At 65.1% G+C, this 12454-nt stretch carries 16 protein-coding genes; 8 read left to right on the top strand and 8 right to left on the bottom strand.

Annotation, left to right across the window (positions count from 1 at the left end; translation table 11 throughout):
- Nucleotides 1-127 precede the first annotated feature (127 nt).
- From JKP78_RS02875 to JKP78_RS02860, 4 genes are all read left to right on the top strand, one after another.
- Nucleotides 128-1012 carry an EamA family transporter gene (locus JKP78_RS02875; RefSeq protein WP_186684914.1) on the top strand — a complete coding sequence of 295 codons (885 nt, stop codon included), beginning with the start codon at nucleotides 128-130 and terminating at the stop codon, nucleotides 1010-1012.
- A 60-nt stretch (nucleotides 1013-1072) separates the two neighbouring features.
- Nucleotides 1073-1393 carry a YbjQ family protein gene (locus JKP78_RS02870; protein ID WP_119713840.1) on the top strand — a complete coding sequence of 107 codons (321 nt, stop codon included), beginning with the start codon at nucleotides 1073-1075 and terminating at the stop codon, nucleotides 1391-1393.
- Between the two features lie 139 nt (nucleotides 1394-1532).
- Nucleotides 1533-1721, top strand: coding sequence for a hypothetical protein (locus JKP78_RS02865; RefSeq protein ID WP_003253897.1), 189 nt, complete (start codon nucleotides 1533-1535; stop codon nucleotides 1719-1721).
- Nucleotides 1722-1859: 138 nt separating this feature from the next.
- Nucleotides 1860-2171, top strand: coding sequence for a hypothetical protein (locus JKP78_RS02860; RefSeq protein WP_186684915.1), 312 nt, complete (start codon nucleotides 1860-1862; stop codon nucleotides 2169-2171).
- A 46-nt stretch (nucleotides 2172-2217) separates the two neighbouring features.
- Here JKP78_RS02860 and JKP78_RS02855 read toward each other — a convergent pair whose 3' ends face one another.
- Together JKP78_RS02855 and ampC are read right to left on the bottom strand one after the other, a co-directional pair.
- A complete protein-coding gene (locus JKP78_RS02855) occupies nucleotides 2218-2550 on the bottom strand; it encodes a hypothetical protein (protein ID WP_186684916.1) in 333 nt (110 codons plus the stop codon).
- Between the two features lie 299 nt (nucleotides 2551-2849).
- Nucleotides 2850-3992, bottom strand: coding sequence for a class C beta-lactamase (ampC, locus tag JKP78_RS02850; protein WP_186684918.1), 1143 nt, complete (start codon nucleotides 3990-3992; stop codon nucleotides 2850-2852).
- Between the two features lie 118 nt (nucleotides 3993-4110).
- Here ampC and JKP78_RS02845 point away from each other — a divergent pair, with 118 nt between their 5' ends.
- On the top strand, nucleotides 4111-5103 hold the full coding sequence (locus JKP78_RS02845) for a bile acid:sodium symporter family protein (RefSeq protein WP_200626024.1): 993 nt from the start codon (nucleotides 4111-4113) through the stop codon (nucleotides 5101-5103).
- A gap of 77 nt (nucleotides 5104-5180) precedes the next feature.
- Here the strand turns inward: JKP78_RS02845 and JKP78_RS02840 are convergent, their stop codons facing one another.
- From JKP78_RS02840 to JKP78_RS02820, 5 genes are all read right to left on the bottom strand, one after another.
- Complete coding sequence (locus JKP78_RS02840) at nucleotides 5181-5780, bottom strand: eCIS core domain-containing protein (RefSeq protein ID WP_186684921.1); 600 nt, start codon at nucleotides 5778-5780, stop codon at nucleotides 5181-5183.
- Between the two features lie 20 nt (nucleotides 5781-5800).
- Nucleotides 5801-6346 (bottom strand): cupin domain-containing protein, encoded by a 546-nt coding sequence (locus tag JKP78_RS02835; RefSeq protein ID WP_087500627.1) that lies wholly within the window; start codon nucleotides 6344-6346, stop codon nucleotides 5801-5803.
- Between the two features lie 82 nt (nucleotides 6347-6428).
- On the bottom strand, nucleotides 6429-7634 hold the full coding sequence (locus JKP78_RS02830) for an MFS transporter (RefSeq protein ID WP_186684922.1): 1206 nt from the start codon (nucleotides 7632-7634) through the stop codon (nucleotides 6429-6431).
- 84 nt (nucleotides 7635-7718) lie between these two features.
- Nucleotides 7719-8252, bottom strand: a complete 534-nt coding sequence (locus tag JKP78_RS02825; protein ID WP_186684923.1) for a cytochrome b — start codon at nucleotides 8250-8252, stop codon at nucleotides 7719-7721.
- Complete coding sequence (locus JKP78_RS02820; protein WP_200626157.1) at nucleotides 8249-9301, bottom strand: catalase family peroxidase; 1053 nt, start codon at nucleotides 9299-9301, stop codon at nucleotides 8249-8251. The genes JKP78_RS02825 and JKP78_RS02820 overlap by 4 nt, the downstream gene beginning before the upstream one ends.
- A gap of 123 nt (nucleotides 9302-9424) precedes the next feature.
- Here JKP78_RS02820 and JKP78_RS02815 point away from each other — a divergent pair, with 123 nt between their 5' ends.
- Both JKP78_RS02815 and JKP78_RS02810 read left to right on the top strand, forming a co-directional pair.
- Nucleotides 9425-9946: a sigma-70 family RNA polymerase sigma factor gene (locus JKP78_RS02815; protein WP_200626023.1), complete on the top strand. Its 522-nt coding sequence runs from the start codon at nucleotides 9425-9427 to the stop codon at nucleotides 9944-9946.
- Nucleotides 9943-10695, top strand: a complete 753-nt coding sequence (locus JKP78_RS02810; RefSeq protein WP_186684926.1) for an anti-sigma factor family protein — start codon at nucleotides 9943-9945, stop codon at nucleotides 10693-10695. Before JKP78_RS02815 ends, JKP78_RS02810 begins: the two co-directional genes overlap by 4 nt.
- A gap of 81 nt (nucleotides 10696-10776) precedes the next feature.
- Here JKP78_RS02810 and xthA read toward each other — a convergent pair whose 3' ends face one another.
- Nucleotides 10777-11589 (bottom strand): exodeoxyribonuclease III, encoded by an 813-nt coding sequence (gene xthA, locus JKP78_RS02805; RefSeq protein ID WP_186684928.1) that lies wholly within the window; start codon nucleotides 11587-11589, stop codon nucleotides 10777-10779.
- Nucleotides 11590-11753: 164 nt separating this feature from the next.
- Here xthA and JKP78_RS02800 point away from each other — a divergent pair, with 164 nt between their 5' ends.
- A complete protein-coding gene (locus JKP78_RS02800) occupies nucleotides 11754-12404 on the top strand; it encodes a GNAT family N-acetyltransferase (protein WP_170029684.1) in 651 nt (216 codons plus the stop codon).
- Nucleotides 12405-12454 lie beyond the last annotated feature (50 nt).

Below are 12454 nucleotides of genomic sequence, written 5' to 3'. Positions count from 1 at the left end.
GGGTGTCGCGAATGGAACAGTGGCACTGTTGCGCAATGATGGGCTGCAACTGTGCCGGTCCCCAGTGAAGGAATAGCCTTATGCTGTAACGAAATATGTCTAAAAAGCCTGGAAGAAGGATGCTGCAATGCCGCTCAAGGACCTGCTGATCGCCCTGGTGGTGATCGTCGCCTGGGGAGTCAACTTCGTGGTCATCAAGGTTGGCCTCGATGGCTTGCCGCCGATGTTGCTGGGGGCATTGCGCTTCTTGCTGGTGGCGTTTCCGGCCATCCTGTTGGTCAGGCGGCCCAGGTTGCCCTGGCGCTGGCTGATCGCCTACGGTGCGACCATTTCCCTGGGCCAGTTCGCCTTCCTGTTCCAGGCCATGTACAGCGGCATGCCACCAGGGCTGGCTTCGCTGATCCTGCAATCACAGGCGTTCTTCACGCTGGGTTTTGCTGCCCTGTTCCTGGGCGAGCGGCTGCGCCTGGCGAGCGTGCTCGGGCTATTGGTGGCCGCCAGCGGCCTGGCCCTCATCGGCAGCGAAGACGGTGGCCATGTACCGATGCTGGCGCTGGTGCTGACCCTGTGCGGCGGCGCCATGTGGGGCCTGGGCAACATCATTACCCGCCGCTTTGGCTCGGTTGACCTGGTGGCGCTGGTGATCTGGGGCGGGCTGATTCCGCCGCTGCCGTTCCTGGTATTGTCCTGGTGGCTGGAAGGGCCTGAGCGCATTGGTCATGCCTTGGCCAACATCGGTTGGAGTTCGGTGCTGGCCCTGGCCTACCTGGCGTTCGTCGCCACCATGCTGGGCTACAGCCTGTGGAGCAAGCTGCTGTCGCGTCATCCAGCTGGCAAAGTGGCACCGTTCTCGCTGCTGGTGCCGGTGATCGGCTTGAGTTCATCGGCGCTGTTGCTGGGCGAGCGTCTGACGGTAACGCAGGGTTGGGGTGCCTTGCTGGTGATGGCAGGGTTGCTGGTAAACGTGTTCGGTGCGCGCATCGGCCAGCGCTTGCGCGCGGTCAGCGCATGAATCGGCGGTGCTGCACTCTGGTAGAATCGGCCTCTTTTGCCAGGCCAATGGAGTGCACCCATGATCATTTCCACCACCAGCCAGCTTGAAGGCCGCCCGATTGCCGACTATCTGGGCGTGGTCAGCTCCGAATCGGTGCAGGGTATCAACTTCGTGCGCGATTTCTTTGCACGTTTCCGCGACTTCTTCGGCGGCCGCTCGCAAACCCTGGAAAGCGCACTGCGCGAGGCGCGGGAGCAGGCCACCGAAGAATTGAAAGCGCGGGCACGCCAGTTGCAAGCCGATGCTGTAGTGGGGGTGGATTTCGAGATCAGCATGCCATCGGTACAGGGCGGCATGGTCGTGGTATTTGCCACCGGCACGGCGGTGCGCCTGAAGTAGCGCGTTCAGCCGCTGGTCGGGCCCGGCATTTCAGTCTGGGCGGTCCGCAAATGACCAGCTAGTCTCATTTCCACTGGTCGCGTTTACCTGGGCAACCCTTCTGGTTGCCGGCGCGTCCGCCACTGGAGGGAGACAGGGCATGAGCGAATCCTTTTTCGAAGACCTGAACGACGCGTTCCCGATCAACAGCCAGGTGCGTTGCGGCCAGGCGGCATTCCGCCTGGGTTTCGCCCACATGACGCTGGATGATTCCGAACAGCTCCAACCCGCCCACCTGCAGCGCAGCAAAAAAGGCCGCTTCATGCCGCGGGTGCCACTGAAGAAGTGACCCGCCCCAACAAGACCCCGCCGAACGGCGGGGTTTTTGTTGCTATTCGTTGATCCGCCTCATGGCATTGCCGGGTAGCACTCGCCGGATGGCCAAGACTGTGATTTCCTGACGCCGCATTGCGCAACGGAGGATTGAATGCTCATGCGAGTCAGGGAAGAGACTTATTGGCGGTGGGCTGACGCCCAATTGCATAGCCGCAGCCATGATGAAGCGCTCAGTGACGGTACCACGCTGGACGTGCAGGTGCGCCTGTCACGGCTGGGGGCGACCCAGTTGTTCCTGGGGTTGTATGCCGGGGACGGTCGGGCACTGCTGGAGGAGTATTACCCCGCGCGGCCTGGCGAGACCATGACCCGCGCCCTGGTCTGGGGTGTCGACCGTGCGCGGGCGATGGCCACCGGGGCCTTGCCTTTGCCGGAAGCCCGCCACCGTCGGCGCCAGGCATGAAAAAGCCCGGCCTTTGCGGGCCGGGCTTGTTCAAGGAGGCGGATCCTCAATTGATCGAATCGATCACCTTGACGGCCTGCTGTTCGCGAACAGCGGGCCATTCTTGTTGCAGGGTCTGCAGGACGCGGCCGACGAACTCGGTGTCAGCGGCGGCCTTCTTGCCGACGTAGCCCTGCCCACGGCGGTAGACCTTGAAGCGGGCACGCATGCTCGGCAGGTGCTCTTCGAATTCATCTTCGACGGTATTCGGTGGCAGGCGGTCGAGGCGCACTTCACCGGTTTGGCTGACCCACAGCAGGTGGTCGTCAAGGCTGTCCTTGCGCATGGCGAACAGCTGGGCCAATTGGTCGATAGTCGGATTGTTGTTCAAGTTCATCATAAAGCCCCCATTACCCAGTCGTAGTGATTTTCACAGTTGGCGCTACCACGGTGTAGCGCACTACCAAGGCTGCTACAGCAGCATCGCAACAGGGGCTTTCTCACGCTGCCTTTTGGACAGTTTCCCTCTCCACGGACGGCCTGCGTTACCGCGCAGGCCGTCTGGAACACCCTTGCCACCGCTCCCGATCAGAGAGACGGCTTCATCATGCCCAAGGGCGATGAACGGCGTCAACCATTTTGTAGTGAATATTTTTTCTCACTACATCGTGTCGTTTTGTTCGACAATTGCTGCCGCCGCTACAGTCCTGAAAGGATCTCGAAGGCGGCGCGTACGCGGGCTTCGTTGGGGTAGTTGCGGTTGGCCAGTAACACGATCGCCAGTTGCTCGGAGGGCACGAACGCGGCGTAGGCACCGAAACCATTGGTCGAGCCGGTCTTGTTGTACCAGGCCGCCGACAACGCGGGCAGGGCAGGTTGCAAGCGTGTGGCTGCCTGCGGTTCGCGAATGAGTCGCGGGCTGTTGCCGTCGACCAGGGTAGCCAGCGTGACCGGATACGGGTAACGCTCCCAACCCAGGCCCTGGGTCATGGCGCCAACCTGGAAGTAGCCCTGTCGGGTAATGGTTGTGGCCTGCAGCAGAGCAGGGGGCAGGCCTTCCGGTTGCATGTAGAGGCGCACATAGCGCAACAGGTCGCTGGCGCTGGTCTTGATGCCGTACGCCTCATCTGCGTAGGGACCGGGGCCGACCCGTACCGGCCTGTCGCTGGCGTCGTAGCCTTGGGCATACAGCCCCTGGGCATCGGCCGGGACCTGCAGGTAGGTGTTCTGCAGGCCCATTTTCGCCAGCAGGCCTTCACTCATCAGGGCCGAGAACGGTTGATGCTGGGCGCGAGCGGCCAGGTCGCCGAACAGCCCCAGGCTGGGGTTGGAATAGCAGCGCTGGGTGCCCGCTTTGGCCCGGGGCTGCCAGTGACGGAAGAAATCGACTACCTGCTGTGCGGTCTGCACCGTGTCCGGGAACTGCAACGGCAGGCAGTCGGCGCTATAGGTGCCCAGGTCCAGCACGCTTGCCTCGCCGAGAGGCGCCCCGGCCAGCGCAGGGTGATAGCGCTTGGCCGGGGCGCCGAGGTCCAGTTTGCCCTCGGCACTGGCCAGTGCGGCCAGGGTAGCGGTGTAGGTCTTGCTCAGCGAACCGATTTCAAACAGCGTGTCGCGGCTGACCGGTACAGGGTCGTCCTTGCTCGCCACGCCGTAGTTGAAATAGTGCGCGTGGTCGCGGGCATAGAGCGCCACGGCCATCCCGGAAATGCCTTGTTCCTGCATCAGCGGACGGATGATCCGGTCGACCTTGGCCTGCAGCTGGTCATCGGCTTCGGCGGCGCTGTGGCCTAGAGCGAGGGTGAGGGCGGCTGCAACTGCGGCCAGGCGGGGGAAGGGCATGGGCGGGTCCTTTGCGGGAAGTGTCCGTTGAGCGATACCGGTGGGGGTTCCGGCGTTAGCGGTGAAAAGCCGAAGACCTTATCGTCTGCCCTTGCCCAATGACAAGACGGAAACGGTAATGAAGTATTTGCGCATGCTGTTCGACAACTTCACCCTGGCGTTGCTCGGGGTGGTCCTGATTGCCACCGTGCTGCCCTGCTCGGGCGACGGCGCGGTGTATTTCGGCTGGCTGACCAACCTGGCCATCGGCCTGCTGTTCTTCCTGCATGGGGCCAAACTGTCGCGCGAGGCGATCATCGCCGGTGCCGGGCACTGGCGCCTGCATGGGCTGGTGTTCGCCTGCACCTTCGTGCTGTTCCCGCTGCTGGGCCTGGCGTTCAAGCCGCTGTTCGTACCGCTGGTGGGCAACGAGCTGTACCTGGGCGTCTTGTACCTGTGTGCCTTGCCGGCCACCGTGCAGTCAGCCATTGCCTTCACTTCGCTGGCACGCGGTAACGTGCCGGCAGCCATCTGCAGCGCGGCGGCATCGAGCCTGCTGGGCATCTTCCTCACGCCCTTGCTGGTCATGCTGCTGCTGGGCGCCAGCGGTGATACCGGCTCAGGCCTGGATGCGGTGCTGAAGATCACCCTGCAGCTGCTGGTGCCGTTCGTGGCCGGGCAGCTCGCGCGGCGCTGGATCGGCGCCTGGGTCAAGCGCAATGCACGCTGGTTGAAGGTAGTGGACCAGGGCTCGATCCTGCTGGTGGTGTATACCGCCTTCAGCGAGGCGGTGGTCACCGGCTTGTGGCACACGGTATCGCCGCAGCACTTGGCCGGATTGTTTGCCGTATGCGCGATCCTGCTGGCGGTGGTGCTGTTTGGTACCCGCCAGTTGGGCAAGCTGCTGGGCTTTGCCCTGGAGGACCGCATCACCATCCTGTTCGCCGGCTCGAAGAAAAGCCTGGCCACCGGGGTACCGATGGCCCAGGTGCTGTTCGTTGGCAGTGGCATCGGCGCGATGATCTTGCCGCTGATGCTGTTCCACCAAATCCAGCTGATGGTCTGTGCGGTGCTGGCGCAACGTTATGCCAGCCGCGAGCAGGCGGCTGGAGAGGCTTCGGCGACATCCTGACAGGGCCTGTCGCCGGTAAGCCAGCCCCCACCTCGAGCGCATCGATCCCATCATGGGCTATCCTGGTGGCAGCTGGCTTACCGGGCCTGCCCTGAACCACGCTCGCGCAGCGCCTTGCGCACTTCAGCCTCGGTCTTGTAGGCCGGCGCTTCCAGGTCGTCGTAGTTGCGCGTGTAGCGCCGGGCGAACTCTTCCACACCCAGCTGCTGATACTGCTGCACATGTTTGAGCTCGTGTGCCCACAAGGCCACGTTGTCCTCGGCATCGGAGGGGCGGCGGAAGATGATCGTGTCGATCAGCGTCACGGCGTTCACGTCAGGGTTCTGCAGCAGCGCATTGGCCGCGCTCATTTGCTGCTCGTCACCTACCCGGTAGCGCGCCGCGTCGAGCACGGCAAAGTCATACCAGGGTTCGAGCTGCGCGCGGATGTGCAACGGGATCGGTTGCACGCCGTTGGCGGTGGCCTCGTCACGGGCTTGCTGCAAGGCGTAGGTCAGGCTGGACGAGGCCACGCTCTCCACATCCTTGAGGATCTGCCCGGCCTGGCCGGGGTCGATTGGGGCGCAGAAGCAGCCCATCAGGCAGACCTGATACTGCCCGGGCGGGCAAGCCTGGCCGGCCAGCGCAGGCTGGGCCAGCCCCAGCATCAGCCCCAGCAGCATAGTGATCCGCTTCATTCAGGGCCTGTTCAGCAAGGTCAGAAATTCGCCGGGGTGTTGGCGCTGATGATCTCGGCCTCGTCCGGGCCGATATTCTTGAAACTGTGCGGCAAGGTGGTGGGAATGTAGTAGCCATCGCCCGAGTTGAGCACGCTGACCTGCCCATCGACCCACAACTCGACAGTGCCGCGGGTGACCAGGCCACACTCTTCACCCTCGGCATGCACGATCGGCTCGCCCGAGTCAGCGCCCGGTGCATACAGCTCGCGCAGCATACGCATCTGCCGGCCTTCGACACTGGCACCGACCAGCAGCATGCGCAGGCCGTTGCGCCCCAGGTCTGGCTGTTCGCCAGCACGGAATACGTAGCGTTCTTCGCGCACCGGTTCGTCGAAGCTGAAGAACTCCGCCAGGCTCATGGGAATGCCTTCGAGCAGTTTTTTCAGGGAGCTGACCGAAGGGCTGACGCGATTCTGTTCGATCTGCGAGATCGTCGAATTGGTCAGCCCGCTGCGGCGGGCCAGTTCCCGTTGGGAGAGGTTGTTGCGTTCACGCACCAGTTTGAGTCGCGTCCCCGTGTCCATAGCCGCCTTGTTATCAAGAGGTGTCAAAAATAATGAGCGATGCGCATTAAAACACACTCTGCTCGCTTGCGCGCTGTGCTTGTCAGGCCCTTTGTTCGCGGGGCATCGGCCACAGCCCGACCAATAGCAACAGGGCCGCAACGGCGAGGAACGGCAAGCGTGGATCCAGCGCATACACCAGGGTGCCTGCCAGCGGCCCGACCACCGCGCCCATGCCCTGCGCCGCGCCGATGGAACCGGCTGTGGCGCCTTGTTCCGAGGCGTGCATGGCGTTTGCCGCCAGCGCGGAAAATGCCGGGAACACGAAGCCCATGCCCGCTGCCGCGACAAAGTAGCAGGCCCACAGCCACGGCGCGGTGGTTGCCAGCGCGCCGCAGGCAAAGCCCAGGGCCGACAGCGTGGCACCGACCCGGATCATTTTCAGCGGCGGCCATTCCAGCTGGCGCAACAACACCTGTGCCAGGATCAGCGCCACGCCCACCGTGGTCAGGGCAATCCCGGCAGCCTGGGCGGCTTCGGTCGGGCCCAGGTGCAGGCGGTCGAGGGCGAAGAAACCAACGATGATCTGCGATACCGTGACACTGAGCATGGCGCAGAATGCCACCAGCAGCGGCCGGCGCAGGCGCGGGTCGGTCAGCCGCACCGGGCTGGGGGCATGGCGCTGCGCCAGCGCCTGCGGTTTGAGGCGCAACAGCAGAAGCAGAAAGGCAATGGCCGGCAACAGCGACAGGAGGTGGAACGGCAGGCTCAGGCTATGCCGTGCCAGCAGCGCTGCCAGCGCTGGCCCGACCACCAGGCCGACGGCATTGGCAGCGCCCAGCGCGGCCATGGCGCGGGCCCGGCGTTGGGGTTCGACATGGTCGGCGATCAGCGCGTTGCAGCCCACCGGGATGGCGGCATAGAAGGCGCCGATGCAAGCGCGTGCCACGGTCAGGCCGATGAACGCCAGGGTCGCTCCAGGCAGCCAGCGCAGAGCGCCTTCGACGAACAGGCACAACAGCCAGTACCCCAGGGTGAAGCCGGCACTGCCCAGCAGCAGCACACGTCGGCGGCCGAGGCAGTCCGCCGCGCGCCCCCAAGGGCGTGCCAGCAGCACCCAGACCACACCCGCCACGGTCACTGCGGCACCGGCTTGCCAGGTAGCCATGCCAAGCTGGCGGGCAAGCGGGCCGATCAGCGCGACAAAAGCCATCATCGACAAGGTGCAGGCCATGTTGGCCAGCAACAGCGGGCGTAAATCCAGCGTGCTGGCAGGCAGCAGAGTGGCAGGGTCCTTTGCGAGGTTCATCAGGCAGTCCAGGGCAGTACGGCAAACAGTAAGCCGAGTGGGCGGGCATTATCATCGATTGTCGAAGGCCCTGTCTGCTGGCGGTCACGGGTTGCGGCGCAGGGGGCCTGGCCACATGCTACGCAACACGCCGTCACGGCGCACCCACGCATGCATCAATGCTGCGGCCACGTGCACCAGCACGGCGGCAAACAGCAGGTAGCCGGCCCAGCCGTGGGCCTGGCGCAGCACGGCATACAGCTGCAGGTCGTGTGGGGCGATTGCCGGCAAACCCAGCGGGGGTGGGTAACCACCTGCAGACAGCATGGCCCAGCCCAACAGTGGCATGCCCAGCATCAGGCCATAGAGCAGCACATGCGAAGCCGCGGCGGCCCAGCGCTGTGGCGCCGGCAGATCGTGCGGCAACGGCGGGTGAGGCACGCCCAGGCGTACCGCGATGCGCAGCACGACCAGCAGCAGCAGGGCCAGGCCGGTGGCCTTGTGCAGGCTGAGCAGCACGGTATGGCGTGGCGACAGGTCCACGACCATGCTCACACCGATGAACAACATGGCCAGGATCAGTAGCGCCATCAACCAATGCAACAGGCGGGCGAGCGGGTGGAAGGCTTCGGGTCTCATGGCTGGGCTCCAGTGCTGAGCGATTCACGGCTGCGGCGGTTGAAGGATTCCGAATAGGCAGAGGAGCGAGCGGCGAGGATCGGGTCGTTGGACGCTTCTATACCTGTGGGCAGGATCAGCGGGTCGAAGTTGAGGTCACGGCAGGCACCTTGTTCGGGGGCATCGACCTGTTCCAGTACCAGGGTGCCGGCATCCACGCTGCGCCGTTCGGCGGGCCAGGGGCGGGCAGGGTCGTCCAGCGCATCGCCCGGGTCGGCCAGGACCAGGCGCAGGGTCCAGCGCAATGGGCCCTGGGCCAGGCGCTGCTGCAGGTCGTGTTGCAGGTACTGCTTGTCATCGACCTGGGCAGGCAACGCGGCAAACGCGCTGTGCGGCTCAAGTTGCCAGCGTACCGGGTGGGCGGTGCCGGCGCTGTCGATCAGGCGGAAGGCATTGATGCTGTGGTACTGCGTGCTGGCAAAGCTGTTGCTTGGCTTGTAGCTGGCCGCCCATTGGCGAAATGCTGCACTTTCCGGATGGGCGGCGAAGAACGCCTGCAGTTTGCCTGGGTCCGGTTTGCCGGTGGCCGGGTCGGGCGCGCTTGCCAGCACTTGCTCATAAAACCCCTGCGGTGTGCTGACCGCCAGCACCGGCGGGTTGTTCATGCCGGTACGCCAGACCTGGCCGTCGTCGGTGCTGAGCTGGATGGCCAGGCTGCGTACCGGTATGCCGGTGTCCGGGGCGAACGGGTTGGCACCGCCGATGGCGAAACGGCCAGTCACCGGCACCCGTTGCTGGCTGAACGCGCGCGCTGTAGACAGGCTGGCGGCCTGGCCGCTGGCCTGGAAGTAGCCACTGACGCACAGGCCCTTGGCGTGGTTCTTGCGGTAGCCCGGGTAATGCCCGGCCTGCGCTTCGAACGTGTCGATGATCCGTTGCGGGGTCAGCCGAGGTTGGCTGAGCCAGCCGGCGGCATAGGCAAAGCTGGCGCCGGCGGCCAGCACCACGGCGCCGATGGCGGCCAGGCGCAGGGCCAGGGCTTGGCCGTGCAGGGGTGATTTCATGGTCAGGGTCCGGTTCAGTGAAGGTGCCGGTACGACGGCGTCGGGTAAAACTTATTCCCTCGAGGGGAATAGAATTTGCGCACGGGCGTCTGCTACCTACACTGACCAACCCAGAGGCCGGACCTTGCCATGCACGACCTGGACGACCACCAGTGGCGCGAACTGCTTGCCCGCCTGCGCCGCTTTGCCGTGTGGCTGACCCGCGAGCCGGGCAGCGCCGATGACCTGGTGCAGGCCACGGTCGAGCGGGCCCTGAGCCGGCGCGGTCAACAGCGTGACGCCGATGCGCTGCGCGCCTGGCTGTTCACCATTCTTTATCGGCTGTTTCTCGACGGTAAACGTCGCGAGCGCCTGCATGCACGCTGGCTGTCCTGGTTTGGCCGGGGCGAACGTGATGAAGAGCCGGTTGGCGACAACCTCGAGGCCATCGTCCAGGCCCAGGCCGACCTGCAGGCGTTTGCCCGGTTGACGGCGGAGCAGCGTGCCTTGCTGCTGCTGGTGACTGTCGAAGGCCTGAGCTACAAGGAGGCCGCCGAGGCGCTTGGCATCCCCATCGGCACCGTGATGTCGCGCCTGTCGCGCGCACGCAATGCCTTGCGCCAACTGACCGAGGGTGACCACCAGCCACCAGCCTTGCGGAGACTGAAATGACGCGCCTGATCCCCAGCGAAGACGAATTGCACGCTTATGTCGATGAGCGCCTGGAGCCTGCGCGCCGCGCCGAAGTGCAGGCCTGGCTGGCGGCCAACCCGCAGGCAGCGGCCAAGGTCGAGGGCTGGCGTGCCGATGCCCGCCGCTTGCGCGCGGCGTTGGCCGGCTTTGCCGACCTGCCTGCGGCGGCGCAACTGGACCTGGACCGGTTGCAGCAGCAAGTACGCCAGCGCCGTCAGCGCCACTGGGCCACGGCGGCGGTGCTGTTGCTGGCACTGGGGGTGGGCGGGCTGGGCGGTTGGCAGGTGCGCGAGGCGACCCTGGCGCAGGCGATGCTGCCGATGGCCGATGCGGTGCAGGCGCACCGCCTGTTTGCCGGCAGCGAGGCGCTGGATATCCAGGCCAGCGACCCGGCGCAGTTGCGCGCCTGGCTGGGCCGGCATTTCAACCGCGTGGGCCAGTTGCCGGACCTGGCAGGGTATGGTTTCAAACCGCTGGGCGCGCGCCTGCTCAGCAATGAGCAAGGGCCGGCGGCGCTACTGGTGTTCGAGGATGGCAAGGGGCAGCGCATCAGCCTGTTCCTGCGTTCACCGGGCGAGCAGTACCGGCGCATGCCGGATGGGCAGCGGGTGGATGGCCAGCTGCAGGCGCGGTACTGGTCGCACGGGGCGTACAACTTTGCCTTGGTCAGCGCCGCGGACGATGTGCGCGGCGCTGGGGTGGGGGAGGCGTTGCGCTTGGGGTTGTGAACGAGCAGATCGAGCTCGGCGCTCGCTTGCCCTTGACGCATTCGGTTCAACCACTTGGGGGCTGCGCAGCAGCCCCGGCGATCAGCTCAATTCCAGCCAGATCGGCGCATGGTCCGAAGGCTTTTCCATCCCGCGCAGCTCGTAGTCCACACCGGCGGCCTTGAGCCGTGGCACCAGGTGCTGCGACGCCATGATCAGGTCGATGCGCAGGCCGCGCTTGGGTTCGTCCTCGAAACCACGGCTGCGGTAGTCGAACCAGCTGAAGCGGTCGGCCACGTCCGGGTGCAGGTGGCGGAAGCTGTCGACCAGGCCCCAGCCCTTCAGGCGCTCAAGCCACTCCCGCTCCTCCGGCAGGAAGCTGCATTTGCCGGTCTTGAGCCAGCGCTTGGCATTGTCCGGGCCGATGCCGATGTCGCAGTCCTGCGGCGAGATATTCATGTCGCCCATCACCAGCAGTGGCTGGTCGTTGCGGAACTGGCCTTCGAGCAGTGCCTGCAGGTCACCGTAGAAGCGCTGCTTGGCCGGGAACTTGGTGGGGTGGTCGCGGCTCTCGCCTTGGGGAAAGTAGCCGTTCATGATGGTGATCGGGTTGCCGTCGGCATCGGCGAAGGTGCCCCAGATGAAGCGGCGCTGGGCGTCTTCCTCATCGGTGGCAAAGCCCTTGTGCAGGCTCAGCGGCGCCTGGCGCGACAGCAGTGCGACGCCATAATGGCCTTTCTGGCCGTGGTAATGCACGTGGTAACCCAGTGCCTGTACGTCGGCCTGCGGGAACTGATCGTCGCTGACCTTGGTTTCCTGCAGGCCGATCACGTCCGGCTGGTGCTTTTCGATCAGCGCCGCCAGCTGGTGCGGGCGGGCTCGCAGGCCGTTGATGTTGAAACAGACGATCTTCATGGAAAGACAATCCCGGTAAAAGCCGCGATGCTAGCCGACATCGCCTGCCACCACCAGCATGGCGGCTTCGCGGGGCGGCTGCTAACGTGCTTTGCAGGGGGTGAACGATGCACGCTGAGGCACCTCCAAGGCACTGTCTGCCCATTCCAGGAGGTTTGCCCGCAATGCCCGAAACCACTGCCGCTCCGGCGCGTGTCTGCCTGCTCGACGACGGCTACAGCCGTGAAGCGCGTTCACTGTTGTACAACGCCTATCGCCACGAACCGACCTTCGCCTATATCTTCGAGGCCCAGCGCCCGGGGTATGAGCGGCGCCTGCGGGTGATGGTGCGCGAGTGGGTGCGCCAGCACTTCTACCTGCAACTGCCGGCCATCGGCCTGCTGCTGGAGGACCGCCTGATCGCCCTGGCCCTGATCGTGCCGCCGCTACGGCGGTTGGGCGTGGCCGACAGCTGGGCCTGGCGCCTGCGCATGATGCTGGGCACCGGCCTGCGCTGCACCCGCCGCTACATGGACTACCAGGCGGCCCTGGCCAGCTGCCTGCCCACCGATAAGGTCCACGTACTGCCGCTGCTGGGGGTGCACCCGCAGTTTCAGGGCAAGCAGTATGGCGAGCAATTGTTGCAAGCCGTGCACGACTGGTGCGCTGCGGACGCCAGCACCCAGGGCGTGGTGCTGGACACCGGCAACGAGCACTACCTGGCGTTCTACCAGCGCCAGGGCTATGAAGAAATTGGAGAGGTGGCTGTAGGGCCAATCCGAGAGAGGGTGTTCTTTCATCCCAACCCGGTCTCTTCCGATTCTGCTTTCGCCTGAGCGGGCAGCGCAGCGGCTCACTTGAGCGCGCGGCTCTGGTAGCATGCGCC

The organism is Pseudomonas sp. LAM2023 (genome assembly GCF_016620375.1).
Taxonomy (GTDB): Bacteria; Pseudomonadota; Gammaproteobacteria; order Pseudomonadales; family Pseudomonadaceae; genus Aquipseudomonas; species Aquipseudomonas anuradhapurensis.
Note: the sequence above shows the minus strand (reverse complement) of the source record. Positions and strands in the feature narration are given on the sequence as shown.